This is a genomic window from Paraburkholderia sp. D1E, from assembly GCF_052682275.1.
In genome coordinates this window covers 8728551-8754275 of the sequence record NZ_JBQYMB010000001.1, presented here as the reverse complement: position 1 = coordinate 8754275, position 25725 = coordinate 8728551, and the positions used below count along the sequence as shown (strand labels likewise).

20 protein-coding genes are annotated in these 25725 nt (G+C 62.0%); 14 read left to right on the top strand and 6 right to left on the bottom strand.

From position 1 onward, the window contains the following. Window positions 1-21 precede the first annotated feature (21 nt). The 8 genes from aspS (at window position 22) to ACUN0E_RS39300 (ending at window position 11237) form a co-directional block, all read left to right on the top strand. Window positions 22-1821, top strand: coding sequence for an aspartate--tRNA ligase (gene aspS / locus ACUN0E_RS39335; RefSeq protein ID WP_408238752.1), 1800 nt, complete (start codon window positions 22-24; stop codon window positions 1819-1821). 145 nt (window positions 1822-1966) lie between these two features. Beyond that, window positions 1967-2503, top strand: a complete 537-nt coding sequence (gene nudB, locus ACUN0E_RS39330) for a dihydroneopterin triphosphate diphosphatase (protein WP_445569998.1) — start codon at window positions 1967-1969, stop codon at window positions 2501-2503. Continuing rightward, window positions 2500-3759, top strand: coding sequence for a cardiolipin synthase ClsB (gene clsB, locus ACUN0E_RS39325; protein WP_445569997.1), 1260 nt, complete (start codon window positions 2500-2502; stop codon window positions 3757-3759). Before nudB ends, clsB begins: the two co-directional genes overlap by 4 nt. A 227-nt stretch (window positions 3760-3986) precedes the next feature. After that, window positions 3987-4586: a TetR/AcrR family transcriptional regulator gene (locus tag ACUN0E_RS39320; protein ID WP_445569996.1), complete on the top strand. Its 600-nt coding sequence runs from the start codon at window positions 3987-3989 to the stop codon at window positions 4584-4586. 100 nt (window positions 4587-4686) lie between these two features. Then, window positions 4687-6474: an acyl-CoA dehydrogenase C-terminal domain-containing protein gene (locus ACUN0E_RS39315; protein WP_445569995.1), complete on the top strand. Its 1788-nt coding sequence runs from the start codon at window positions 4687-4689 to the stop codon at window positions 6472-6474. Window positions 6475-6598: 124 nt separating this feature from the next. Further along, window positions 6599-9034, top strand: a complete 2436-nt coding sequence (locus tag ACUN0E_RS39310) for a 3-hydroxyacyl-CoA dehydrogenase/enoyl-CoA hydratase family protein (protein ID WP_408333255.1) — start codon at window positions 6599-6601, stop codon at window positions 9032-9034. A 119-nt stretch (window positions 9035-9153) separates the two neighbouring features. After that, window positions 9154-10353: an acetyl-CoA C-acyltransferase gene (locus ACUN0E_RS39305; protein ID WP_445569994.1), complete on the top strand. Its 1200-nt coding sequence runs from the start codon at window positions 9154-9156 to the stop codon at window positions 10351-10353. A 113-nt stretch (window positions 10354-10466) separates the two neighbouring features. Continuing rightward, a complete protein-coding gene (locus tag ACUN0E_RS39300; protein ID WP_408333249.1) occupies window positions 10467-11237 on the top strand; it encodes an enoyl-CoA hydratase in 771 nt (256 codons plus the stop codon). 47 nt (window positions 11238-11284) lie between these two features. On the opposite strand, the gene fdhD is transcribed toward ACUN0E_RS39300, so the two are convergent. Continuing rightward, window positions 11285-12124 (bottom strand): formate dehydrogenase accessory sulfurtransferase FdhD, encoded by an 840-nt coding sequence (gene fdhD, locus ACUN0E_RS39295; RefSeq protein WP_445569993.1) that lies wholly within the window; start codon window positions 12122-12124, stop codon window positions 11285-11287. 158 nt (window positions 12125-12282) lie between these two features. Here fdhD and ACUN0E_RS39290 point away from each other — a divergent pair, with 158 nt between their 5' ends. Then, the gene (locus ACUN0E_RS39290) at window positions 12283-12759 is read left to right on the top strand and encodes a nitrate reductase associated protein (protein WP_408333243.1); all 477 of its coding nucleotides are present in this window, start codon (window positions 12283-12285) and stop codon (window positions 12757-12759) included. 234 nt (window positions 12760-12993) lie between these two features. Continuing rightward, window positions 12994-16104: a sensor domain-containing protein gene (locus ACUN0E_RS39285; protein ID WP_445569992.1), complete on the top strand. Its 3111-nt coding sequence runs from the start codon at window positions 12994-12996 to the stop codon at window positions 16102-16104. Window positions 16105-16116: 12 nt separating this feature from the next. Here ACUN0E_RS39285 and ACUN0E_RS39280 read toward each other — a convergent pair whose 3' ends face one another. Continuing rightward, window positions 16117-17034 carry a LysR family transcriptional regulator gene (locus ACUN0E_RS39280; protein ID WP_445569991.1) on the bottom strand — a complete coding sequence of 306 codons (918 nt, stop codon included), beginning with the start codon at window positions 17032-17034 and terminating at the stop codon, window positions 16117-16119. A 191-nt stretch (window positions 17035-17225) separates the two neighbouring features. On the opposite strand from ACUN0E_RS39280, the gene ACUN0E_RS39275 reads away from it, so the two are divergent. Continuing rightward, window positions 17226-18497: an MFS transporter gene (locus ACUN0E_RS39275; RefSeq protein ID WP_445569990.1), complete on the top strand. Its 1272-nt coding sequence runs from the start codon at window positions 17226-17228 to the stop codon at window positions 18495-18497. A 168-nt stretch (window positions 18498-18665) separates the two neighbouring features. Here the strand turns inward: ACUN0E_RS39275 and ACUN0E_RS39270 are convergent, their stop codons facing one another. Further along, entirely contained in the window at window positions 18666-19280 is a 615-nt protein-coding gene (locus tag ACUN0E_RS39270; RefSeq protein WP_408510150.1) for a glutathione S-transferase, read from the bottom strand. 160 nt (window positions 19281-19440) lie between these two features. Here ACUN0E_RS39270 and ACUN0E_RS39265 point away from each other — a divergent pair, with 160 nt between their 5' ends. Together ACUN0E_RS39265 and ACUN0E_RS39260 are read left to right on the top strand one after the other, a co-directional pair. Next, the gene (locus ACUN0E_RS39265; protein ID WP_445569989.1) at window positions 19441-20346 is read left to right on the top strand and encodes a LysR substrate-binding domain-containing protein; all 906 of its coding nucleotides are present in this window, start codon (window positions 19441-19443) and stop codon (window positions 20344-20346) included. Between the two features lie 225 nt (window positions 20347-20571). Further along, the gene (locus ACUN0E_RS39260) at window positions 20572-20907 is read left to right on the top strand and encodes a DUF4148 domain-containing protein (protein WP_408215903.1); all 336 of its coding nucleotides are present in this window, start codon (window positions 20572-20574) and stop codon (window positions 20905-20907) included. 141 nt (window positions 20908-21048) lie between these two features. Here ACUN0E_RS39260 and ACUN0E_RS39255 read toward each other — a convergent pair whose 3' ends face one another. Further along, window positions 21049-21444, bottom strand: coding sequence for an acyl-CoA thioesterase (locus ACUN0E_RS39255; protein ID WP_175052078.1), 396 nt, complete (start codon window positions 21442-21444; stop codon window positions 21049-21051). A 296-nt stretch (window positions 21445-21740) separates the two neighbouring features. Here ACUN0E_RS39255 and ACUN0E_RS39250 point away from each other — a divergent pair, with 296 nt between their 5' ends. After that, window positions 21741-23627 carry an ABCB family ABC transporter ATP-binding protein/permease gene (locus ACUN0E_RS39250; RefSeq protein WP_408238798.1) on the top strand — a complete coding sequence of 629 codons (1887 nt, stop codon included), beginning with the start codon at window positions 21741-21743 and terminating at the stop codon, window positions 23625-23627. A 157-nt stretch (window positions 23628-23784) separates the two neighbouring features. Here the strand turns inward: ACUN0E_RS39250 and murU are convergent, their stop codons facing one another. Then, entirely contained in the window at window positions 23785-24498 is a 714-nt protein-coding gene (murU, locus tag ACUN0E_RS39245) for an N-acetylmuramate alpha-1-phosphate uridylyltransferase MurU (RefSeq protein WP_445569988.1), read from the bottom strand. 3 nt (window positions 24499-24501) lie between these two features. Continuing rightward, window positions 24502-25593 carry an aminoglycoside phosphotransferase family protein gene (locus tag ACUN0E_RS39240; protein ID WP_445569987.1) on the bottom strand — a complete coding sequence of 364 codons (1092 nt, stop codon included), beginning with the start codon at window positions 25591-25593 and terminating at the stop codon, window positions 24502-24504. Window positions 25594-25725 lie beyond the last annotated feature (132 nt).

The window sequence follows — 25725 nt, the reverse complement described above, 5'->3', positions numbered from 1 at the left end:
GCAAAACGAAAGACAAACATCATGTCGATGAGATCTGAATACTGCGGTCTGGTGACCGAAGAACTGCTGGGCCAATCCGTCTCGCTGTGTGGCTGGGTAAGCCGCCGCCGCGACCATGGCGGCGTCATCTTCATCGACCTGCGCGACCGTGAAGGCCTCGTTCAGGTCGTCTGCGATCCGGATCGCGCGGAAATGTTCAAGACGGCTGAAGGCGTCCGGAACGAGTTCTGTCTGCAGATCAAGGGCGTGGTTCGCGCTCGCCCGGAAGGCACGACGAACGCGTCGCTGAAGAGCGGCAAGATCGAAGTGCTGTGCCACGAGCTGATTGTGCTGAACCCGTCGATCACCCCGCCGTTCCAGCTCGACGACGACAACCTGTCGGAAACCACGCGTCTCACGCACCGCGTGCTCGACCTGCGCCGTCCGCAGATGCAGCACAACCTGCGTCTGCGTTACCGCGTCGCGATCGAAGTGCGCAAGTACCTGGATTCGCTGGGCTTTATCGACATCGAAACGCCGATGCTCACCAAGAGCACGCCGGAAGGCGCACGCGACTACCTCGTGCCGTCGCGTACCAACCCGGGCCAGTTCTTCGCGCTGCCGCAATCGCCGCAGCTGTTCAAGCAGTTGCTGATGGTCGCTAACTTCGATCGCTACTACCAGATCGTCAAGTGCTTCCGCGACGAAGACCTGCGCGCCGACCGTCAGCCGGAATTCACGCAGATCGACTGCGAAACCTCGTTCCTGTCGGAACAGGAAATTCGCGATCTGTTCGAAGCGATGATCCGTCACGTCTTCAAGGAAACGATCGGCGTTTCGCTCGACGAGAAATTCCCGGTCATGCTGTATTCGGAAGCCATGCGCCGCTTCGGTTCGGATAAGCCGGACTTGCGCGTCAAGCTCGAGTTCACGGACCTGACGGATGCCGTCAAGGACGTCGACTTCAAGGTATTCAGCACGCCGGCCAACACGAAAGATGGCCGCGTCGCGGCGATTCGCGTGCCGAAGGGTGGCGAGCTCTCGCGTGGCGACATCGACAGCTACACGGAATTCGTGCGCATTTACGGCGCGAAGGGTCTGGCGTGGATCAAGGTCAACGAAGTGGCCAAGGGCCGTGACGGTCTGCAAAGCCCGATCGTCAAGAACCTGCACGACGAAGCGGTCAAGGCGATCATCGAGCGCACTGGCGCGCAAGACGGCGATATCATTTTCTTCGCGGCGGATCGCGCGAAGGTGGTGAACGACAGCCTGGGCGCACTGCGTCTGAAGATCGGTCATTCCGAATTCGGCAAAGCCAACGGCCTGGTTGAATCCGGCTGGAAGCCGCTGTGGGTGGTCGACTTCCCGATGTTCGAGTATGACGAGGAAGACAACCGCTACGTCGCCGCGCATCACCCGTTCACGAGCCCGAAGGACGAGCACCTCGAGTATCTGGAAACGGATCCGGCACGCTGCCTCGCCAAGGCCTACGACATGGTGCTGAACGGCTGGGAAATCGGCGGCGGTTCGGTGCGTATCCACCGTGAAGAAGTGCAGAGCAAGGTGTTCCGCGCGTTGAAGATCAACGCGGAAGAAGCGCAAGCCAAGTTCGGCTTCCTGCTCGACGCGCTGCAATACGGCGCGCCGCCGCACGGTGGCATCGCATTCGGTCTGGACCGCATCATCACGATGATGGCCGGCGCCGATTCGATCCGCGACGTGATCGCGTTCCCGAAGACGCAACGCGCGCAGTGTCTGCTCACGCAGGCGCCGAGCGAAGTGGACGAGCGCCAGTTGCGCGAGTTGCACATCCGTCTGCGTCAGCCGGAACCGAAGGTCTAAGCTGAGCCGAATGCTGGCTGCCTGAAGACCGGCAGCCACAGTGGAACGAAGAAGCAAACGAAAAAGGCGCGTGATGCGCCTTTTTCGTTTTTTGCGTTACAGTCGAAGCAACCGATCCCGACCGATCAGTGGATCATTCGCCGACATGTACCGCGCAAGCGTTGCGCCCAGTTTTTACGCCATGCCGAAACCGCCGAAGATCCCGCAATCCGTACTCGTCGTCATCCATACGCCCGCGCTCGACGTGCTGTTGATCCGGCGTGCCGATCACGCGGATTTCTGGCAATCAGTGACCGGTTCGAAAGACCAGTTCGACGAACCCTTCGTTGAGACCGCGGCGCGCGAAGTTGCCGAGGAAACCGGCATCGTGGTCGGCACGACGCTCGTGCCGCAAAGCGCGCTGTTCGACTGGCAGTACTCGATCGAATATGAGATCTATCCGCAATTCCGGCATCGCTATGCCGAGGGTGTGATCCACAACACCGAGCACTGGTTCAGCCTGGAAGTGCCCGAGCAACTCGAGGTGACACTCGCGCCGCGCGAGCACACCGCGTTCCTGTGGCTGCCTTACGAAGAGGCCGCCTCGCGCTGTTTTTCGTCGTCGAATGCGGATGCGATCCTGCAATTGCCGAAGCGGCTCGCTGGGCGCCTGAATGGCCAGCCCGAGGGGCGTGCCCCGTGAGCGTCGGCGGCGCGCGCCGTTTCGCGCGACTCCGGCAATCGCTGCTCGGCCGCCGCTACTGGCAGCGCTACCGTTTCACCAGCGGTAACGACGTCAAGCTACTGCGTTCCGGCGACGAATTCTTTGCCGCACTGATCGAACGCATTGACGCGGCCCAGCGCGACGTCGTTCTCGAAACCTATATCTTCTGTAACGACAGCGCAGGGCAGGCCGTCAGCGCGGCTTTGCAGCGCGCAGCCTCACGCGGCGTAAAGGTGCGCGTGATTACCGACGGGATCGGCACCGCGCGCCTCGAGATGTTCAACGAATGGCCGCTCGCCGGCATCGACCATCGCATCTACAACCCGCATCTGTTCGGCCGCTTCGGCTTCTCGCGTACGCACCGCAAGATCGCGGTGGTGGATGACCAATTCGGCTACTGCGGCGGCATCAACATCGTCGACGATTACGAGAACAATGGCGAGAGGCTGCCCTACCGGCGCTGGGATTTCGCGGTGGAACTGTATGGGCCGGTGGTCGCCGATATCCGCCAGGCGTTCGATCTGCAATGGCGGCGCATTCGCCTCGGCCATCGGCCTCTGGAGTCACTTGAACCCGATCTCGGGCCGAAAACCATGGCGTCGTTCGGCACCTTGCGCCGCCGGCGCCGTAACCGCAACGAGGCGCTATGGGCCGGCGGTCAGCCGTGCGTGGCTTTTGTCGCACGCGACAACCTGATCAACCGCCGCGCCATCGAAAAGGCTTATCTGACCGCGATCGGCCAAGCGCGCAGCGAAGTGCTGCTGGCTAACCCGTACTTCATGCCGGGCCGCAAGCTGCGGCGCGCGCTGGTGTTCGCGGCGCGGCGCGGCGTCGACGTGAAGCTCATCATCGGGCGCAAGGAGTTCAAGGCGCTCGATTACGCCGTGCCGTTCCTGTATCGTGCGCTGCTCAAAGCTGGCGTGCAGATCGCCGAGTACGAGAAAACCCTGCTGCACGGCAAGGTCGCGGTGGTGGATTCGAACTGGGGGACAGTCGGTTCGTCGAACCTCGACGCATTGAGCCTGATGCTCAACAACGAGGCCAACGTGGTGCTGGTGAACGACCCGTCGATCGGTGCGCTGCGCGAAGCGATTCTCGTCGCGTTCAAGGATTCACGCCGGATCGACGAGGCGCGCTACGAGGCCCGTCCGGCTGGCGAGCGCCTCCTCAACTGGCTCGCTTATACCAGCTACAGGGCTGTGATGAAGCTGTTGACGGTGGGCGGTTATGACTAGCGCTTCTTTCTTTCTCACGTAAGGCGCAAGGGCGCGGCGTCAATGAAAGGAAACAAAAGAAGGCAAACGCCTCTAAAAAATCTCCTTCCTCCGATTGACGGATGCCGCAGAATTGAAACCGGGTTAGAAACCGGTTTCTAATAAAGTCCTTGTTTCGCGGACGGCGGCACTCAATAATAGTACGGCCGTTCGATTTTCTTTCGGTCACATTAGAACGGTAAAAAGCTATGCGAAAAGGCGAACAAACACGAGTCGCGATTCTCGAAGCAGCACTTGATCTGGCAAGCCGCGACGGACTGGAAGGTCTGACGATTGGATTACTGGCCGAGCGCATGCAGATGAGCAAAAGCGGTGTGTTCGCGCATTTCGGGTCGCGCGAGGATTTGCAGGTCGAAGTCGTGCGCGAATACCACCGTCGTTTTGAAGACGAGGTGTTTTTCCCGAGCTTGCGCGAGCCTCGTGGATTGCCGCGCTTGCGCGCGATGATTTCCCGCTGGATCGAGAAACGCATTCAGGAAGTCACGACTGGTTGCATCTACATCAGCGGCGCCGTCGAGTACGACGACCGCGGGGACAACCCGGTGCGTGAGCAACTGGTGTCGAGCGTGACGATCTGGCGTGCGGCGCTCACACGTGCAATTTCGCAGGCAATGGAAGAAGGGCATCTGCGCGCTGATACCGATCCGCAGCTGATGCTGTTCGAACTTTACAGCGTCACGCTCGGCCTGCATCACGACGCGCGCTTCCTGCATTTGCCGGATTCAGTGCGTCTCACCTGGGCCGCGCTGGAAAAATTGATTGTTTCGTATCAGAGCGAAAGCCGTTAGCAGAACCGCCGAACTTCAAGCAGATTCAGCGGCGCTGAAAGATCCGATCCACGGACTCAGCTAACGGCCTGGCTCCTTGTCAAACTTGGGAGAGAGAGTCATGGGACAGTACGCCGCGCCGCTGCGCGACATGCAATTCGTGTTGCACGAGCTGCTTAACGTCGAAGCCGAGATCAAGCAGATGCCGAAGCACGCGGATCTCGATGCGGACACGATCAACGCCGTGCTCGAAGAGGCCGGCAAGTTCTGCTCCGAAGTGCTGTTCCCGCTCAATCACAGCGGCGATCAGGAAGGCTGCACGTACGTCGGCGACGGCGTCGTGACCACGCCGAAGGGCTTCAAGGAAGCCTACAGGCAATATGTGGAAGCCGGCTGGCCGGCACTCGGGTGCGATCCGGACTACGGCGGCCAGGGTCTGCCCGCGTTCGTCAACAACGCGCTGTATGAAATGCTGAACTCGGCGAACCAGGCGTGGACGATGTACCCGGGCCTGTCGCACGGCGCGTACGAATGTCTGCATGCGCACGGCACGCCGGAACTGCAGCAACGTTATCTGCCGAAGCTGGTCGCGGGCGTCTGGACCGGCACGATGTGTCTGACCGAGCCGCACTGCGGCACCGACCTCGGCATTCTGCGCGCCAAGGCCGAACCGAACAGCGACGGCTCGTACGCAATCAGCGGCACGAAGATTTTCATCTCCAGCGGCGAACACGATCTCGCGGAGAACATCGTTCACCTGGTGCTCGCGCGTCTGCCGGGCGCACCGAATGGCACCAAGGGTATTTCGCTCTTCATCGTGCCGAAGTTCATTCCGAACGAGGCCGGCGAACCGGGCGAGCGCAACGGCGTGAAGTGCGGCTCCATCGAACACAAGATGGGCATTCACGGCAACGCGACCGCCGTGATCAACCTCGACAACGCGAAGGGCTGGTTGGTCGGTGAGCCGAACAAGGGCTTGAACGCGATGTTCGTGATGATGAACGCAGCGCGTCTGGGCGTCGGCATGCAGAGTCTGGGCCTGACCGAAATCGGTTACCAGAACTCGCTGGTGTATGCGAAAGAGCGTCTGCAGATGCGTTCGCTGACCGGCCCGAAGGCGCCGGAAAAAGCCGCTGACCCGATCATCGTGCACCCGGACGTGCGCCGCATGCTGCTCACGCAGAAGGCGTACGCCGAAGGCGCGCGCGCATTCTCGTACTGGTCCGCGCTGCACATCGACAAGGAACTGTCGCACGCCGACGAATCGGTGCGTAAAGAAGCTGCGGATCTGGTCGCGCTGCTCACGCCGATCCTGAAGGCGTTCCTGTCGGACAACGCGTTCGAGAGCACCAACCACGCCATGCAGATCTACGGCGGCCACGGTTTCATCACCGAGTGGGGCATGGAGCAGTACGTGCGCGACGCGCGTATCAACATGATCTACGAAGGCACCAACGCGATTCAGGCGCTCGACCTGCTGGGCCGCAAGATCCTCGGCGACATGGGCGCGAAGATGAAGAAATTCGGCAAGCTGGTGTCGGATTTCGTCGAAGCCGAAGGCGTGAAGCCGGAAATGCAGGAGTTCATCAACCCGCTCGCCGACATTGGTGAAAAGGTGCAGAAGCTGACGATGGAAATCGGCATGAAGGCCATGCAGAACCCGGACGAAGTGGGCGCCGCCGCCGTGCCGTATCTGCGCACCGTCGGCCATCTGGTGTTCTCGTACTTCTGGGCGCGCATGGCACGTATCGCGCTGGACAACGAAGCATCGGGCGATCCGTTCTACAAGGCGAAGCTCGCTACCGCACGCTTCTACTTCGCGAAGCTGCTGCCAGAAACGGCAATGACGATTCGTCAGGCACGCGCCGGCTCGAAGTCGATGATGGACGTCGAAGAGTCGCTGTTCTAAGGCACAACCCTTCCGGCAAGCGCCACGCCCTCAAGCGGCGTGGCGCCTTCCACCGCCACAAGCCACACATCGCGAAACATAAGAGACACCTTCGCGACACCGCATAACTCCCCGGAGGAACGACGTGAGCAATCTGATCATTCGCAAGGTAGCCGTGCTCGGCGCCGGCGTGATGGGCGCGCAGATCGCTGCGCACCTGATCAACGCCAAGGTGCCCGTGCTGCTGTTCGACCTGCCCGCCAAGGAAGGCCCGAAGAACGCGATTGCCCTGAAGGCGATCGAGAATCTGAAGAAGCTGTCGCCCGCGCCGTTCGGCGTGAAGGACGACGCGCAGTACATCCAGCCCGCGAATTACGACGACGACATCGAGAAGCTCGCCGAGTGCGACCTCGTGATCGAAGCGATCGCCGAACGCATGGACTGGAAGCACGACCTGTACAAGAAGGTCTCGCCGCACCTCGCACCGAATGCGATCTTCGCGACCAACACCTCGGGTCTGTCGATCACGGAACTGTCGAACGGTTTCTCGGATGAGTTGAAAGCACGCTTCTGCGGCGTGCACTTCTTTAATCCGCCGCGCTACATGCACCTGGTCGAACTGATCCCGACCTCAGCGACGCGTCCGGAAATCCTCGATCAACTCGAATCGTTCCTGACGAGCGTGGTCGGCAAGGGTGTCGTGCGGGCGAAAGATACGCCGAACTTCATCGCTAACCGCGTCGGTATTTTCTCGATCCTCGCCGTGATTACCGAAGCCGCAAAGTTCGGTCTGCGTTTCGACGAAGTGGACGACCTGACGGGCTCACGTCTGGGCCGCGCGAAGTCGGCAACGTTCCGCACGGCCGACGTGGTCGGTCTCGACACGATGGCGCACGTCATCAAGACGATGCAGGACACGCTGAAGGACGATCCGTTCTTCCCGGTCTACGAAACGCCGCCTGTGCTGGCTGAACTGGTGAAGAAGGGCGCACTGGGTCAGAAGACCGGTGGCGGCTTCTACAAGAAGGAAGGCAAGGCCATCAAGGTGCTCGACCCGAAGACGGGTGAGTATGTCGACGGCGGAGCGAAAGCCGACGATCTGGTGGGCCGTATTCTGAAGCGTCCGCCGGCAGAGCGTCTGAAGTTGCTGCGTGAATCGGAGCACCCGCAAGCGCAATTCCTGTGGTCGATTTTCCGCGACGTGTATCACTACATCGGCGTGCATCTGGAATCGATCGCTGACAACGCACGTGACGTCGACCTCGCAATCCGTTGGGGCTTCGGCTGGAACGAAGGTCCGTTCGAAGGCTGGCAAACGGCCGGCTGGAAGCAGGTCGCCGAATGGGTGCAGGAAGACATCGCGGCAGGCAAGGCGTTGTCGAATGTGCCGCTGCCGTCGTGGGTGCTGGAAGGTCCGGTTGCAGAGAAGGGCGGTGTGCATACGAACGAAGGTTCGTGGTCGCCGGCTTCGAAGACGTTCGTGCCGCGTTCGTCGCTGTCCGTCTACGACAAGCAGGTGTTCCGTGCACCGCTGGTCGGCGAAACCTCGGCTGATCCGAAGACCTACGGCAAGACGCTGTTCGAAACCGACGCCGTGCGCGCCTGGGTCGACGATCGTGCAGGCGAAAACGACGTCCTGATCGTGTCGTTCAAGAGCAAGATGAACACAATCGGACCGTCGGTGATCGACGGTTTGACGCAAGCCATCGAACTGGCCGAGAAGGACTACAAGGGTCTGGTCGTGTGGCAGCCGACGTCGCTGAAACTCGGCACGCCGGGCGGCCCGTTCTCCGCAGGGGCCAACCTCGAAGAAGCCATGCCTGCGTTCATGATGGGCGGCGCGAAGGGTATCGAGCCGTTCGTGAAGAAGTTCCAGCAAGGCATGCTGCGCGTGAAGTACGCGAGCGTGCCGGTCATCTCGGCTGTGTCGGGCATCGCGCTCGGCGGCGGGTGCGAGCTGGCGCTGCATAGCGCGAAGCGGGTCGCGCACATCGAAAGTTATATCGGTCTGGTCGAAGTCGGCGTGGGTCTCGTGCCGGCAGGCGGTGGTCTGAAGGAAGCGGCACTGCGCGCAGCGGAAGCCGCGAGCGCAGCCGGCGCGACCAACGACCTGCTGAAGTTCGTGCAGAAATCGTTCGAAAACGCGGCAATGGCGAAGGTCTCGGCCTCCGCACTCGACGCCCGCGCAATGGGCTACCTGAAGCCGTCCGACACGATCGTCTTCAACGTGTTCGAACTGCTCGATATCGCGAAGAAAGAAGCGCGTGCGCTGTCCGCCGCGGGTTATCGTCCGCCGCTGCGTGTCACGCAAGTGCCGGTTGCGGGCCGCTCGGCGATTGCGACCATCAAGGCATCGCTCGTCAACATGCGCGACGGCCGTTTCATCAGCGAGCACGATTACCTGATCGCCAGCCGCATCGCGGAAGCCGTGTGCGGCGGCGACGTGGAAGCAGGCAGTCTCGTCGACGAAGAATGGCTGCTCAAACTCGAGCGTCAAGCGTTCGTCGATCTGCTCGGCACGCAAAAGACGCAGGAACGGATCATGGGCATGCTGCAAACCGGCAAGCCGGTACGCAACTAAGCGACGAGCATGGGATCGGAGTAAGGCGCTGAAGCACCAACTCCGATCGACCGCGATAAGACTGCATGGGACGGGAGTAAGCGCTAAAGCGCTAACGCCCGTCGACATAGGAGCTTTAAATGACAAAGCAATTGCAAGACGCATACATCGTCGCCGCGAGCCGTACGCCGATCGGCAAGGCGCCGCGCGGCATGTTCAAAAACACGCGCCCGGACGAACTGCTGGTGCACGCCATCAGGTCGGCCGTGGCGCAAGTGCCCGGTCTCGATACGAAGGTGATCGAAGACGCCATCATTGGCTGCGCGATTCCGGAGGCGGAACAGGGACTGAATGTCGCGCGGATGGGCGCGCTGCTGGCGGGCCTGCCGAACACGGTCGGCGGCGTCACGGTGAACCGCTTCTGCGCATCGGGCCTGACCGCGCTGGCTATGGCGGCTGACCGTATCCGTGTCGGCGAATCCGACGCAATGATCGCGGGCGGCTGCGAATCGATGAGCATGGTGCCGATGATGGGCAACAAGCCGTCGATGTCGCCGCATATCTTCGATCGCAACGAAGACATCGGCATCGCCTACGGCATGGGCCTGACCGCCGAGAAGGTCGCCGAGCGCTGGAAGATCAGCCGCGAAGCACAAGACCAGTTCTCCGTCGAATCGCACCGTCGCGCGATCGCCGCGCAGCAAGCCGGTGAGTTCAACGACGAAATTGCCGCCTACACGATCGCCGAGCGCTTCCCGGATCTCGCCACTGGCGAAGTACGGATCAAGACGCGTGACGTGGCGCTCGACGAAGGTCCTCGTGCAGACACGTCGATGGAAGGTCTGGCGAAACTGCGCACGGTGTTCGCGAACAAGGGTTCGGTGACGGCAGGCAACAGCTCGCAGACGTCGGACGGCGCGGGCGCGTTGATCGTCGTGTCGGAAAAGATGCTGAAGGAATTCAACCTGACGCCGCTCGCCCGTTTCGTGAGCTTCGCCGTGCGCGGCGTGCCGCCGGAAATCATGGGCATCGGTCCGAAGGAAGCGATTCCGGCCGCACTGAAGGCCGCCGGCCTGAAGATCGAGGACATGGACTGGATCGAACTGAACGAAGCATTCGCCGCGCAATCGCTGGCAGTGATTCAGGACCTCGGTCTCGATCCGTCGAAAATCAATCCGCTCGGCGGCGCGATCGCACTCGGCCACCCGCTGGGTGCGACCGGTGCGATTCGTGCCTCGACGGTTGTGCACGGCCTGCGCCGCCGCAACTTCAAGTACGGCATGGTGACGATGTGCGTTGGCACCGGCATGGGCGCAGCGGGCATCATCGAACGTCTGTAATCGTGTTTGCCATGGTCCTTGCGGTGATCCCCCAAGGACCGCAGAAACGGTTCGCAGGCCGCGTGGCTTGCGAACCGTTTTTTCCATTCAGCAGCAACCAGGAGTACGAGGAGATGACAATGGATATTCTGGTCGAGCGCGCCGATGGCGTACTGACGATTGCCTTCAACCGGCCCGACAAGAAAAACGCGATCACGGCCGCGATGTATCAGACGATGGCCGATGCCCTGGTCGAAGCGCACGGCGATGCGTCGATTCGAGCGATTCTGATTCGCGGCAGCGTGGGTATTTTCAGCGCCGGCAACGATCTCGAAGATTTCATGAAGACGCCGCCAGGTGGCGAAAATGCTCCGGTGTTCCAGTTCCTGCGCGCGATCAGTTCGGCGGAGAAGCCGGTCGTGGCATCGGTGGCAGGCCCGGCGGTCGGCATCGGCACGACACTGTTGCTGCATTGCGATCTGGTCTATGCAGCGGATACAGCGAGCTTTTCGCTGCCGTTCACGCAACTCGGGTTATGTCCGGAAGCGGCGTCGAGTTTGCTGTTGCAGCGCGTGGCCGGTTATCAGGCAGCAGCGGAAAAGCTGCTGCTCGGCGAAGCATTTAACGCCGCCGAGGCGCAACGCATGGGCTTCGTGAATCGCGTGCTGCCCGTGGCTGAAGTCGATGCATTCGCAGCTGCGCAAGCGGCGAAGCTGGCGGCGCTGCCGGCGTCGTCGCTGCGGGTGACGAAAAGTCTGATGAAGCGTGCGAGCCGCCAGGAACTGCAAACGCAGATGACCGAAGAAGCGGTGCATTTTGGCAAGATGCTGCTCGCGCCGGAAGCGCGGGAGGCGTTCAAGGCGTTCTTCGAGAAGCGCAAGCCGGACTTCCGGCAGTTCGATTGAGCGGGCTGCGTTCAGGCATCTGAAAATACTTCAGAGGCCTGGCGCGCTCAAGGTTGCGTCGGCTGCAATGTGTCGTAGTCGACGTAGCTGGTTTCCCGGCAGAAGCTGACAAGCCGCACGCCTGCCTTGCGGGCAATCGCAATCGCCAGCGACGACGGCGCCGAAATCGTGGCGACCATCGGCACGTCGACACGCGCCGCCTTGCGCACCAGCTCGTAGCTGGCGCGGCTCGACAGAAACACAAAACCTTCCCTGGTATCCGCGCGGTCGAGCACCAGTTGGCCGATCAGCTTGTCGAGCGCATTGTGACGGCCGACGTCTTCGAACGCGTAGCGGATCGCGCCCGCCGCATCGCACCATGCGGCAGCGTGCAGCCCGCCGGTCAGCCGCGTCAATGCCTGGTGTTCCGGCAACTCGCGAGCGGCACGAGCAATCGCATCCGGCGCGAGGCGTTGCAGAAAACCGGTGTCCGGTACGCGTTCCGGTTCCAGATCCAGCAGATCGATGCTTTCGATCCCACATACGCCGCAGCCGGTGCGCCCGGCAAGCGCGCGGCGCTTTTCCTTCAGTGCGACGAACGCCTGCTGCACCACTTTCAATTGCACTTCGGCATGCGGCAATTCTTCATCGTCGTGTAGCTCGACCTCGATGTCCTGAATGTCGCTGCCGCGTTCCACGATCCCTTCCGAAATCGCAAAACCGACCGCGAACGCTTCCAGGTCGCGCGGCGTGCACATCATCACCGCGTGCGAGATGCCGTTGAAGACGAGCGCAACCGGCCACTCCTGACCGACGTGATCCGTGACGGTTTCGACCGCTGCGCCGCGATGCCGGTGCACTTGTCGCTCCACCGCGCCCGGCTGCCCGGCTGTTTCCAGTTCGTTCAAGTTACTTCACTCCTTTCATGCTGCGCGCGTTTGAGCGGCTTGCAGGCTTGTCCGGCGGCGCGAAGCAGTGCCAGACCACGCCGCTATCGCGCGAATAAGGTTCTAAAATACCTCAAGCTGGGCTTGCGCGTTGCCCGTCACTCAAGAGGAATACTGTCATGGGACTCAACGAAGCACCGCTTCTGTTCAACTTCGAAGTCGCGTCTTCGGAGAATTTCACCTACATCCCGATGTCGGTGCGCTTCAATCTCGATCGCTTCGGGCTGCGCATTACGCTCGAGCAGTGGCAATTGCTGCCGATCGAGGATCGCAAGCTGCTGGCGCGTTTCCCGGTCGAAGAAGACGCGGAAATCGAGCCGAATTTCGATCATGCATTGTTCGAAATGCTGCGCACGCACGCCAACGTGGAACCGGAGTGGTTCACGCCGGAGGAGGCGCCCGCCTGGCGTCGTGCCGATGCCGTCCCGGATGGTGTCGCGCGCCAGGCAGGACTAGCCGGCCTGCCCGCGCCTGGGGTCGCTCAGTGGGCCGAACTCGCGCCGTTCAAGCGCTACGTACTCGCCAAATTGTCGCGCAAGGCGGAAGCCAACCACGACTTCATTCCCGCGATGAAGGAATTTGGCGCGGCCGGCTAGGCGCGGCCGGCTAGGCGCGGCTGGCTACGTGCGACTGGCCAGGCATCCCGGCCAGGCGCCCCCGGCCAGCCGCCCCCGCCAAACCCGCGAATTATTTCGCGATACCCCCTCAACCTGGTCCGAACCCTGCCGTTATCCATGGGTTGGCGCGTAAAAAGACTCGACTCGATGCGACCCGACGCGTCGAAAGCGACCCCGCGCTCCCGCCCTCAGAACGATTGACGTTCGGAACCCATGACTCCTTTTTTATCGAAGCGGCTGCTGATCAATCTGGCAGTCGTCGCCGCGGCAGTCGGCGCGAACGCGTTCGTCGCCTATACGCAGATTTGCGGGCAGCGCGACGCCGACGCACGCATGCTGCGTTCGACGAGCGTGCGTCAGCATCTCGACGCCTACCATACGGCGCTCGACGGCGGGCTGGCCGCGCTCGGTCGTTTCGAAGCCTCGGGTGAGGCTGCGCCTGTCAATGAGGCCACTGCCGCGGCGGCCTCGCTGGCCGGTCTGGAGCGCGAATTACGCACAGAACTCGCCGGCGAACCGGCCATGCTCGACACGCTCGCCAGACTGAGTGCGGACAGTCACGCGCTGCAACGCGACATCGACGACGCGCTGTTGAAGAGCAGCAGCGCCACGCCGACCGAACCGCGCGCGTGGGCGGCGTCGACCTATACGCATCTCGGGCTGGGTCTCGACCGTGTGGAAGCCGGTCTGGCGACGTTGCGCAAGCAGGAGGATCAGGCGTTGCAGGCGTCGCTCGCGGCATCCACGAGCGAGACCCAACGCGCCATGTTCCTGCTGATCGTGACGATGCTGGCCGGCAGCGCACTCCTGATCTTCACGTTCGGCGCCCGCGAAAGCCGCGCGCGCGAGAAACTGCGCAGCGTCCGCGCACTCAGCCGCAACGACGAACGATTTCGCGGCCTGTTCGATGATCATCCGGTACCGATGTACATTTTCGATCGCGAGACGCTGCGCTTTCTCGCCGTGAACGCGGCTGCGATCCAGCAATACGGCTACACGGAAAGCGAATTTCTCGGCATGACGATTCGCGCGATCCGGCCGAATGCCGAAGTCTCGCGCCTCGAATCGCATCTGCAGCGCAGCGACGTCCTGCAACAGGGCCGCACAATGGCGGGCGTCTGGCATCACCGGCGCAAGGACGGTTCAATGATCAGCGCCGACATTTCGTATCACGCGATCAACTTCATGGGCCACGCCTCCTTCTTCGTGCTGGCCGATGACGTCACTGAACAGATCAACGCCGAAGCTGAAGCGCAGCGCTCGAACCAGATGCTTGAGACGGTGATCGACAATATTCCGCAGCGGATTTTCTGGAAGGACCAGGCGTCGCGCTATCTCGGCTGCAACATGGCGTTCGCGCGCGATGCGGGGCTCTCTTACCCTGAGCAGGTGGTGGGCAAGAGTGACAGCGATATGCCCTGGCGCGCCTTCGCCGATCTGCTGAACGGGCACGATAAAGAGGTGGTGACCACTGGCGTGCCGAAGATGAACTTCGAGGTCGACGTGGTGATCGACGGCGTGCACCGCACCACGGTCACGAGCAAGCTGCCGTTCACCGATAACGACGGCCGCGTGATCGGCGTGCTCGGTTCCTACACGGACATCACCGAGCGCAAGCGCGCCGATCTGGCTTTGCGTCTGCAAAGCCGCGCGCTCGATGCCAGCGTCAATGCAATTCTGATTACCGCGCCGTCGCCGACGGGCAATCTGATTGAATACGTGAACCCCGCATTCATGCGTATCACCGGTTACGATCCCGCCGAAGTGATCGGCCAGGATTGCCGTGTGTTGCAGCGCGACGACCGCGCCCAGGAAGGCGTCGCGTTAATTCGTCAAGCGCTCGAGGCGAACCGTGAAGTCAGCGCAGTGATGCGCAACTATCGCAAGGACGGCGCGCTGTTCTGGAATCAGCTGTTCATTGCACCGGTGCCGAACGCGGAGGGCGTGATCACGCATCACATCGGCGTAATCAACGACGTGACCGACCTGATTCGCTATCAGGAGCAGCTCGAATATCAGGCCAACTACGACAGTCTTACGCGGCTGCCGAATCGCAACCTGCTGCGCGATCGTCTGCAGCATGCGTTGATCGTGGCGCAGCGGCATCACAAGGGCGTTGCGGTCGTGTTCATCGATCTGGATGGCTTCAAGAACGTCAACGACAGCCTCGGCCATAGCGTGGGCGACCGCTTGCTGAGCGTGGTAGCCGAGCGGCTCGCGCGCTGCTCGCGAACCACCGACACGGTGGCGCGGCACGGCGGCGACGAGTTCGTCATTGTGATGACCGATACCGTGGACGAGCAGTCGCTGATCGCGTGGATGGAGCGGGTGCGCGCGTCGATTTCCGAACCGGTGTGGCTCGACGGCACCGAGTTGTATGTCGGCTGCAGCATGGGCGCGAGCCTCTTCCCGCAGGACGGCGAAGACGCGGAAACGCTGATGAAAAAGGCCGACCTCGCGATGTATCGCGCGAAGGACATGGGCCGCAACACGTTCCAGTTCTACCAGCCGGAGATGAATGCGAGCGCGGGTGCGCGCCTGAATCTCGAACGGCGTTTACGCCGCGCCTTGCGCGACAACGAATTTCTGCTGCACTACCAGCCGCAGGTGGATATCGAGAGCGGACAGATTGTCGGCACCGAGGCGCTGGTGCGCTGGCACGATCCGGAAGTCGGGCTGGTGATGCCGTCGCTGTTCATTCCGGTCGCCGAAGAAAGCGGCTTGATCGGGCCGCTGTCGGAATGGGTGTTACGTGAGGCGTGTCGCCAGAACAAGGCATGGCAGGACGAAGGTTTGCCGCCGACACGGGTGTCGGTGAATCTGTCGGCACGCGTTTTTCAGCAGCGCGATATCGCGAAGCTTGTCATGCAGGTGCTCGCCGAGACAGGTCTTGAGCCGCAGTATCTCGAACTCGAACTCACCGAAAGCACCATCATGCGTAATGCCGAGGAGGCGGTGTCGATGCTCAACGAGCTGCACGCACTCGGCATCGGTCTCGCCATCGACGACTTCGGTACCGGCTATTCGAGCCTCAGCTATCTGAAGCGCTTCCCGGTGGACCGTTTGAAGATCGACCGCTCGTTCGTGTCGGATATCGGCGTGTCGGGCGACGATGAAACGATTACCTCGGCGATTATCGCGCTCGCGCATTCGCTGAAATTGCAGGTGATTGCCGAAGGCGTTGAGACGTCGGCGCAACTCGACTTTCTGAAAGAGCGTGCGTGCGACGAAATGCAGGGCTTCTACTTTGCGAAGCCGTTGTCGACGGATGCGATTTCGGCGTTGTTCCTGAGTGGTGCTGCACGCGAGCCCGCAGCGGTGTAACTCACCGGCGCGCTATGCGAGATTCGCGGAGCGTTGGGGCTCGCCATCCGCCAGAATCCGCGCCGCCATGAAATCGATGAACACCCGCAACCGGGGCGGCACGCTGCGTCCGGCCGGCCAGACAATGCTCAGATCGATCGCCCGCTCCACGTAATCGTCGAGCACCGTGCAAAGCGAGCCGTCCTTCAACGCCTGCCGCACTGAAAAATCCGGCATGCAGGCGATTCCCAAGCCGCGCATCGCGAAGCACACGCGCGTTTCAACGTTGTTGCAAACCATTGAAATCGGCAAGGTCACCTCGCGCTCATCCGCTTCGCGCCGCAATGGCCAGATCTCCAGCTTGCCGCTCGTCGGATAGCGGAAGTGCAGACAGACATGGTCCGCGAGATCGGTGGGCTTTTGCGGCGTGCCGTGCCGGGCGAAGTAGGCCGGCGCGCCGACCAGCACCACGCCGAACGAACCGATTTGCCGCGCGGCAAGCCGTGAATCCGCCAGCGAGCCGGTGCGCACGACGACGTCGAAACCTTCGTCGATCACGTCGACCACGCGGTCGCTGAAGTCCAGATCCAGTTCGATCTCCGGATACGCCAGCATGAAATCGGCGAGTACCGGCAGCACCAGCGAACCGACCAGCGGCAGACTCACGCGCAAGCGCCCGCGCGGCAAGCCGGCGCTTTGCGACATCTCCAGTTGCGCTGCTTCGATTTCGGCGAGGATGCGCCGGCTGCGTTCGAGAAATTGCATGCCGTCGGTGGTGAGCGTGATGCTGCGTGTGCTGCGGTGAAACAGCCGCACGCCGAGCCGTTCTTCGAGGCGCGCGATGCGCTTGCCGACCGCCGACGCAGACACGCCGAGCAGCCGCCCAGCCATGACGAAACTGCGTGTCTCGGCCACCTGCACGAATACCAGAAACCCGCTCAAACTTTCCACCGTCGCCTCCGATTCCGGACATATATGTCCGCAGACTGAGGAACTCTATCCCAGTTTTTCTTCGATTGCCGGGTTCGTATGATGGCCGCATCCCCTTTTATTGGAGCTGCCATGTCCGAATTGTCCGAGCCGTCAAACGCTTCTCGCCATGCTGCCCTGCTCTCGTCCGGAGTTCAGGAGGCGAGCTGGCCATGAGCGAATTCGACCTGGATCGGGCCGGCGCCGCGGTGCGCCCGGCGCAATCGACACAATCGACACAATCGTCCGATCGCTTGCCGCTGTCTGGTTTGCTCGCGCTCGCCACGGCCGGTTTTATTACCATCCTGACCGAGGCATTGCCCGCCGGCTTGCTGCGTGAAATGAGCGGTGACTTCGGAGTATCGGCGGCACTGATCGGGCAGCTCGTCACCGTGTACGCGGTGGGGTCGTTGCTGGCGGCGATTCCACTCGCGATCGCGACGCGCGGCTGGCGCCGTCGTCCGCTGCTGCTGATGGCGATCGCGGGTTTCGTCGTCGTCAATACGGTAACGACGTTGTCGACCAACTACACGCTCACGCTGGTCGCGCGGTTCTTTGCAGGCGTGTCGGCCGGCCTGGTGTGGGCTCTACTCTCCGGCTACGCGGCGCGTATGGCGCCCGCGCATCTGCAAGGCCGTGCAATCGCCGTGGCGATGACGGGCGTGCCGGTGGCGTTGTCGCTGGGCATTCCGTTCGGGACGCTGATGGGCGCTTCGATTGGATGGCGTTACACGTTCGGCGCGATGAGTGTGCTGACGGTCGTGTTGCTCGGCTGGGTGCGCTGGCAGGTGCCCGACTTCGCTGGTCAGCCGGCCGGGCGGCGAACGACGTTGCTTGGCGTGCTCGCCTCGCCGGGCCTCAAGGCCGTACTCGCCGTGATGTTCGCTTACGTGCTCGCGCACACCATCCTTTACACCTACGTCTCGCCGTTCCTCGCGCTCGCGCATTTGCAGGAGCGCGTGGATGCCGTATTGCTCCTGTTCGGCGTGATGGCCCTTGCGAGCATCGCGATCGTCGGTGTGCTGGTCGACCGGCACCTGCGCCGGCTGACGCTGATCAGTGTCGTGCTGTTCGGCGTAGCAGCCGTGATGCTCGGTCTGGCGAGCGATCTGCCAGCTGTTGTCTATGTCGGCGTGGGTGTGTGGGGGCTCGCGTTCGGCGGCGCCGCCACGCTCTTTCAAACCGCGTCGGCGCGCGCTGCGGGCGAGAGCGCCGACGTCGCGCAATCGATGATCGTCACGGTCTGGAACCTCGCGATCGCGGGCGGCGGGGCGTTCGGCGGCATTGCAATCGACCGGTGCGGCGCGGTCGCGCTGCCGTGGGCGGCTGCTGCGCTGTTGGTTGGCACACTGCTGTGCATCGGCATCAATGCGGTACGCCTGGGCCGTGCGCGAGCCGGCGGCAAAACCACGGCAGGGCGTCTCGGTGTCTGCAATGGGCCATGAGCGAAGCCAGTTGCTGGCCGCGCTTACCGTTCGATGGCTCGCTGCGCTGCGCCGATATCCACCGCGTTCGCTGCTTTAGCGTTCCTGTCCGAACAGAATGCGATGCGCGGCGTCATCAAATCAGTCAGCGAAGCATGCCGCTTCGCCAGTACGACGCTCGCGCGCCGTTTATACCGCTGGCGTTGCGACGAACACCGGCAACTGCTCCGCCGCCTCGGAAAACGCCTGCAAGTGTGGATGGTCCGCCTTGGTGACGATCTCCGGCAAGAACATCTGCGTGAAATTCCATGCGACGGCCACCGCCACGTCGGCCGCGCCGAAATGATTCGGCTCGACCGGCAGCGGGGCCGATGCGAGTTCCTCTTCGAGTTCGCGGTAAGCGGCGTGCAATTGCTCGGTCACGCGATTGACCCACGGCTCATGCTGTTTGTCCGCCGGACGCAGATTGCGTTCGTAGACGATCTGCACGCTCTTTTCAGAAGCGGCCAGCGCAAGGCCCGTGAGGCGCGCGGCGCGCAGGCAATGCTCCGGTTGCGAAGGGAAGATCTGTTGATCCGGCGCGGCGAGCGTGGCGAGGTACTGCAGGATCACCGTCGAGTCCATCACGCGCTGACCGTTGTCGAGGATCAGGGTCGGCGCTTTCACGACCGGGTTGATCTTCGCGAACGCCTCATACGTGCTGAACACTGAAATCGACTGGTGTTCGAAGTCGAGCTTCAGCAACTTCATACAGATAGCGACGCGACGCACGTAGGGCGAATCCAGCATTCCGATCAGTTTCATCTCATTTCCGTTAGAAGATCTATATGAGTCGCCTGAGCAGGCAAGTATGCGGTCGTTCGCCTGTCAGGCAATACTTGCAGAGCGATGAAACCATAGATTAACCGTCTCGCCGAGGCAAAAAAAGCGACATTAATCGACGGTTTACGTCAGAATTTCTTACATGAAGCCCATTCCGCCGCTTACTGCTCTGCGCTGCTTCGAAGCCGTTGCCCGGCTCGGCGGCGTCACGCCGGCCGCGCGGGAGTTGCATGTCACGCATTCGGCGGTGAGTCAGCAGATCAAGGTGCTGGAAGAGTCAATGGGCATCGCGCTGTTCGTGCGGGAAGCGCGCGGCCTGCGGCTCACCGATGAAGGCCGGCTCTACTCGCTCGAAATACGTTCGGCGTTGCGCGACATCACGCATGCAACCCGCCGCGCGCAGGCCCGCCCACACGAAAGCGAGCTGGTCATCGCGACCGTGCCGTCGTTTGCACAGCATTGGCTCGTGCCGCGTCTCGCGAGTTTCCGCGAGACGCATCCGTACTATCGAATCCGTCTGCTGACGAGTCTGCAGGTCGAGGATTTGCGCCAAGGCGTGAGTGACATCGGCATTCGCATGGGGCAAGGGCATTGGCCCGATGTTGCACAGCAGAAACTGTTCGACGACGAAGTGCTGGTAGTCGCGGCGCCGCACTTCACGCTCGCGCCGGGCGGCCGCCTTCCCGTCACCGCAGAGGACGTGATCGCGTGTCCGTTGATCTCCAGCCCCAACACGCCGTGGACCGAATGGTGTCAGGCGGCGCAAGTGGCGGAGCCGGCCGCCGAGGCAGTCGTGCTGTCGGCGAACGATTCGAACATCGTGCTGGGCGCGGTTTTGCTGGGGCAGGGTATCGCGCTCGAACGGCGCAGTCTGGTTGCGCATGCGCTGGCAAAGGGCGATCTGGTGCAGATCACCGATATTCGCGTGCCGTACCGGTATCCGTACTGGCTGGTGTGGCAGCAACGCGAAATTCTGAACGCGAAACAGGCACATTTTGCGCAGTGGATCGAAGCCCAGGTTGACGCCTATTTGCATGGCGACGACTGAGCGCCAGTATCGCCTCGCGCCGTTCAGGCGGCACTTAGGCGGCGTTTCACCGTGCAAAGCGGTTTCCGGGCGAGTGGCAGTCGTATATATTCAGGTTTCCCGTCTCAGACTTCGCCGGGAACCATGAAGCATCGATTCACGTGGCGTTGCGCCCGCCTTTCGCTGCTCGCACTCCGTCAAGGGCGTTTCGCCGTCAAATATCTTCTAATACGACTGGAGAGAACAATGACTTCTTCACCTGCAAAGAAATGGGCTGTGCTGCTGGCATCGGTTGTACTGAGCGTGGCTTCTGTTGCACCTGCGTTCGCGCAAAGCGGCGGCGCTGGCGGTGGTTCGGCGGGCAGTGACTCCGATGCCGCCAAGCCGGTGGCCGCTTCCAAGGCAACCACCACCAAGGCCCAGCGCAAGGCCGCGCGCAAGCAGGCGCGGGCGAAGAAGAACGCCGAGCTGAAGCAATTGGAGAGCAACGGGTATAACCCGTCGCGCAACGATCCGAACTATCCGACGGATCTCCAGAACGCGCAGAAGAAGGCGGCGGCGGGCGCGGCGGCGAGCCAATAAGCCAGCAAACCGGCTGCAGGCCGGGCAGCGGTTACCGGCTCCGCGGTGCTTGCGCTGAGTCGGTAACCGCAATCCGGCAAACGCAACCTACGAAGCTAAACGAGGCGCTCAGGCGCCTCGTTTTCGTTTAGTGCGCGCCGCTCAATCCAGCACCGGCAGCGCACGCGGGCGCCGGTCGCTATCGGTCGCGACGTAGGTCAGGGTCGCTTCGGTGACCTTCACGAGGTCTTCGGTCAGGCTCATGCGCTGCGCGTAGACTTCGACCGACACCGTCACCGACGTGTTGCCCGTCTTGACGATATCCGCGTAAAAGCTCAGCAGATCGCCGACGAACACCGGCTGCTTGAAGACGAACGAGTTGACCGCGATGGTCGCCACCCGCCCGTTGGCACGGCGGCTTGCCGGAATCGAACCGGCAATGTCCACTTGCGCCATGATCCAGCCGCCGAATACATCGCCGTGGACGTTCGCGTCCGACGGTTGCGGCACGACGCGCAGCGCGCAATGCTTTTGCGGAAGTTGAAGAATATCGGTCATCGGGGCACCCTTGAGATTCGTAATGGCTCGGTCGGCTCGACAGGCTGGCGGGGGATTTCACGACGACTGCACGACACAGCGGCACCACACAGCCGCACGACCCACGCGCAACCGACGGCCGGACAACCCATGAAAAGCGGCGCCAGCCAGCTTCTGCGACAATAGAAAGATCAGGAATTGTACGGGAAAGCGCCCAGCCGGGTCGCGAGACATAAAGCAGAGTGCAGGGTTTGCACGCTGCCGGTCGGCGCGCCGCTGCGAACTCCGTCGCTTCCACACTCTCCCCAGCCGATCCCATGCGCCGTACGCCCTCGTCCGAACCTTCTCCGATCTCGACCCAGCCGCGCAACGACTGGCAAACGATCCTGTCGCTGCTCCCATATCTCGCCACCTATAAATGGCGCGTCGGCTTTGCGTTGAGCTGCCTGATTGGCGCGAAGGTCGCCAATCTCGGCGTGCCGATCGTGATGAAGCGGATCATCGACGGCCTCGCCTCGGTGAAGCATCTCACTGCGCTCGGCCGTGCGCACGATTCGCCTGGCATCGTGCTGCTTGGCGGGGTTGGTTTGATGGTGGTCGCCTATGCCGTGGTGCGGCTGTCCACCTCGCTTTTCACGGAACTGCGCGAAATTCTGTTTGCGAAGGTGACCGAAAGCGCGGTGCGGCAGCTCGCGCTGAAAGTGTTCCGCCATCTGCATGCACTGTCGTTGCGGTTTCATCTCGATCGGCAGACGGGCGGCATGTCGCGCGATATCGAGCGCGGCACGCGCGGCATCACGCAACTGATTTCGTATTCGCTCTACAGCATTCTGCCGACACTGGTCGAAGTCGGTCTCGTGCTCGGGTTTTTCGTCATCAAATATGAGGCGTATTACGCGATTGTCACGTTCATTGCGCTCGCCGCGTACATCATATTCACCGTGAAAGTCACCGAATGGCGTACGCATTTTCGCCGCACGATGAACGATCTCGATTCAAAGGCGAATTCGCGCGCGATCGATTCATTGCTCAACTACGAGACAGTGAAGTACTTCGGCAACGAAGAGTGGGAAGCGCAACGTTACGACGAAAATCTCAAACGCTATCGCACGGCGGCGATCAAATCGCAGCGTTCGCTGTCGGCGCTGAACTTCGGGCAGCAGGCGATTATCGGCACGGGTCTCGTGTTCATTTTGTGGCGCGCGACCGAAGGCGTGATGGCTGGGCGCCTCACGCTCGGCGATCTGGTATTGATCAACACCTTCATGTTGCAGCTCTACATTCCGCTGAATTTTCTCGGCGTCGTGTATCGGGAACTGAAGCAAAGCCTCACCGATATGGACCGCATGTTCACGCTGCTTGGCGCGGCCCAGGAGGTGCCCGATGTGCCGGACGCGCCAGAGTTGCGGGTGAGCGGTGCGCAGGTGCGCTTCGAGCATGTGAACTTTTCGTATGAGCCGGCGCGGAAGATTCTGCACGACGTGAGCTTCACGATTCCGGCGGGCAGTACCACGGCGGTGGTCGGCCATAGCGGCTCAGGCAAATCGACGCTCGCGCGGCTCATGTTCCGCTTCTATGATCTGGACCGCGCGACGGGCGGCGCGATCACCATCGACGGTCAGGATATTCGCGACGTCACGCAGGATTCGCTGCGCGCTTCGATCGGCATCGTGCCGCAGGATACGGTGCTGTTCAACGATTCCATTTACTACAACATCGCTTACGGTCGTCCGTCGGCCACGCGTGAAGAAGTGATTGCGGCGGCGCGCGCGGCGCATATTCACGACTTCATCGAAGGGCTGCCGAAGGGTTACGAAACGCCGGTCGGCGAGCGTGGCCTGAAGTTGTCAGGCGGAGAAAAGCAGCGTGTTGCGATTGCGCGGACCATCCTCAAGAATCCGCCGATCCTGCTGTTCGATGAGGCCACGTCGGCGCTCGATTCGCGTTCGGAGCGCGCGATCCAGCATGAGCTCGATCAGATCGCCCGCGAGCGCACGACGCTGATCATCGCGCACCGTCTTTCGACGGTGGTGCATGCGCAGCAGATCATCGTGATGGACAAGGGGCGCATCGTCGAGCGTGGGACGCACGCCGAATTGCTGCGTGCGAACGGCTTGTTCGCGCAGATGTGGGCACTGCAGCAGCGTGCCGCAGAGGCGCCGGAGTCGGCTGAAACGGTGGGGGCGGGGGACGGCGGGCGGTGAGTTTTGCTGCGGCAGGGTGTGCCGCGTGTGCTTGTTGGATGGCACGTGTAGCGTGCCCGGCGCGGAGCGCCTGGCCTTCAGCGCCGACCTCCTGGCCTTGGTCGTTGTATGTTGAGCGGCGCGTTATCGCATGGTGCCGCTCAACGTCTTGCCGCGATCAGCGTTCGTTCAGACGCTGATCCAAAACCTGTAGTTGCGCGGGTGTGCCGACGTTCTCCCACAAACCTTCATACAATTCGCCGCTCGCGAGACCGCGTGCAATCGTCTCGCGGTAGTAGGGTGTCAGCGCGCGCCGTGTGCCGCGCGGCAGATCGCGGAACATGCGGGTGTCGTATAGACCGATATTGCCGAACGTGAAGCGCGGCTGGGCGTCGAGCGATAGCGTTCCGTCCACCAATCCAAAGTCGCCGTTCGGATGGAATGGCGGGTTCGGCACCATCACGAGGTGCATGCCGGGCTCGGGCATTGCCGCGAGTTCTACCGCGCGAGTATTCAGCGTTGCGTAATCGAAATCCGCACACACGTCACCGCTGACCGCGACGAACACTTCACTCGTGCCGTCATCTTCGAGCAACGGCAACGCTTGCGCGATGCCCCCCGCCGTTTCCAGGGCTTCATGCTCGGCCGAGTAGCGCAGTTGTACACCCCAACGCGAACCGTCGCCGAGCGCGGCCTCGATCTGTTCACCGAGCCATGCGTGATTGATCACGATGGTTTGAAACCCTGCCTTCGCGAGGCGTTCGATCTGCCACACGATCAACGGCTTGCCGCCCACTTCGAGCAAAGGCTTCGGGCGCGTGTCGGTCAATGGACGCATGCGCTCGCCGCGCCCGGCGGCGAAAATCATCGCTTTCTTCAGAGACATCGTCATCGGTCAGAACGTGTAGCCGACTTCATTCGCGCGGCCTTCGAGTTCGTCGAGCAGCTTTGCGAACGGACGCAGCGGCGCATAGCGTTCCGCGACCTTGCGGGCATAGCCGATGAAACGCGGCAGATCCTTCATGTAATGCGGTTTGCCGTCGCGGTAGTTGATCCGGCAGAACAGGCCCAGCACCTTGATGTGCCGTTGCAGCCCCATCCACTCGAGCTGGCGGTAGAACTCACCGAAGTCCGGATCGACCGGCAGGCCCGTTTTTTTCGCGCGCTCCCAGTAGTACACGAAGCAATCCAGCTCGAACTCTTCGTCCCAGCTGAGGAACGCATCGCGCAGCAGTGAAGCGACGTCGTACGTGATCGGGCCATATGCCGCGTCCTGGAAGTCCAGCACGCCGGGATTCACGGGCTTGGGCGCGGCGGCGATCATCAGATTGCGCGGCATGAAATCGCGCAGCATGAATACCTGCGGTTGCGCCCGGGCGCTCGCGATCAGCAGCGCGAAGGTGCGATCGAGCAGCCCGCGGGTCTTCTCGTCGACCTCGCGGCCCAGATGGCGGCCGATGAACCACTCCGGCAGCAACTCCATCTCGCGGCGCAGGAAGGCTTCATCGAATGGCGGCAGCACGTCTTCGCGCGACGTGAGCTGCCAGCGGATCAGCGCATCGAGCGCGTCATGCATCAGCGAGCGGGCACGGCGGGGTTCATCCGCGCTTTGCGCTTGCGTCAGCGCGCCGAGGTACGAATCGGTGCCCAGATCGGTGACGAGCATGAACCCGGCGTCGAAATCGACCTCCAGCACGCGCGGCACATGCACGTCGGCAGCGTCGAGCAATTGCGCGATCTGCACAAATTCGCGGCACTTTTCGGGCGGCGGGGCATCGACGGCGATCAGGGTGCCGATGCCTTCACCTTCCGCCGCCTTACCGGCAAGCCGGAAATAACGGCGAAAACTGGCGTCGGACGAAGCCGGGAGAAGCGTGTCGAGATCAAGCGCATAGCGCGCTGCATGGGCGTTCAGCCAGGCCTTGAGCAGTTCGAGGCGGCTGTCGGTGAAATCTTGGGTAGTGTCTTTGGAAGGGGGGAGCGTCATGAAAACCGGCAGCAAATTCAGAGGGGCAACGTCTTGCCATATAATACCCCACGACTTTTTTGACGCGACTCACGCCAGTTTTCGCGCATTCTGCTTTACCGCCCGCCTCATCGTTCGACAGATTGTAAACAT

What these genes read in the sequence shown, in the direction of transcription:
- aspS (WP_408238752.1), top strand. Translation starts at nt 22, where the DNA reads ATGTCGATGAGATCTGAATACTGCGGTCTGGTGACCGAAGAACTGCTG.
- nudB (WP_445569998.1), top strand. Translation starts at nt 1,967, where the DNA reads ATGTACCGCGCAAGCGTTGCGCCCAGTTTTTACGCCATGCCGAAACCG.
- ACUN0E_RS39320 (WP_445569996.1), top strand. Translation starts at nt 3,987, where the DNA reads ATGCGAAAAGGCGAACAAACACGAGTCGCGATTCTCGAAGCAGCACTT.
- ACUN0E_RS39315 (WP_445569995.1), top strand. Translation starts at nt 4,687, where the DNA reads ATGGGACAGTACGCCGCGCCGCTGCGCGACATGCAATTCGTGTTGCAC.
- ACUN0E_RS39305 (WP_445569994.1), top strand. Translation starts at nt 9,154, where the DNA reads ATGACAAAGCAATTGCAAGACGCATACATCGTCGCCGCGAGCCGTACG.
- ACUN0E_RS39300 (WP_408333249.1), top strand. Translation starts at nt 10,467, where the DNA reads ATGACAATGGATATTCTGGTCGAGCGCGCCGATGGCGTACTGACGATT.
- ACUN0E_RS39290 (WP_408333243.1), top strand. Translation starts at nt 12,283, where the DNA reads ATGGGACTCAACGAAGCACCGCTTCTGTTCAACTTCGAAGTCGCGTCT.
- ACUN0E_RS39285 (WP_445569992.1), top strand. Translation starts at nt 12,994, where the DNA reads ATGACTCCTTTTTTATCGAAGCGGCTGCTGATCAATCTGGCAGTCGTC.
- ACUN0E_RS39275 (WP_445569990.1), top strand. Translation starts at nt 17,226, where the DNA reads ATGAGCGAATTCGACCTGGATCGGGCCGGCGCCGCGGTGCGCCCGGCG.
- ACUN0E_RS39270 (WP_408510150.1), bottom strand. Translation starts at nt 19,280, where the DNA reads ATGAAACTGATCGGAATGCTGGATTCGCCCTACGTGCGTCGCGTCGCT.
- ACUN0E_RS39265 (WP_445569989.1), top strand. Translation starts at nt 19,441, where the DNA reads ATGAAGCCCATTCCGCCGCTTACTGCTCTGCGCTGCTTCGAAGCCGTT.
- ACUN0E_RS39260 (WP_408215903.1), top strand. Translation starts at nt 20,572, where the DNA reads ATGACTTCTTCACCTGCAAAGAAATGGGCTGTGCTGCTGGCATCGGTT.
- ACUN0E_RS39255 (WP_175052078.1), bottom strand. Translation starts at nt 21,444, where the DNA reads ATGACCGATATTCTTCAACTTCCGCAAAAGCATTGCGCGCTGCGCGTC.
- ACUN0E_RS39250 (WP_408238798.1), top strand. Translation starts at nt 21,741, where the DNA reads ATGCGCCGTACGCCCTCGTCCGAACCTTCTCCGATCTCGACCCAGCCG.
- murU (WP_445569988.1), bottom strand. Translation starts at nt 24,498, where the DNA reads ATGACGATGTCTCTGAAGAAAGCGATGATTTTCGCCGCCGGGCGCGGC.
- ACUN0E_RS39240 (WP_445569987.1), bottom strand. Translation starts at nt 25,593, where the DNA reads ATGACGCTCCCCCCTTCCAAAGACACTACCCAAGATTTCACCGACAGC.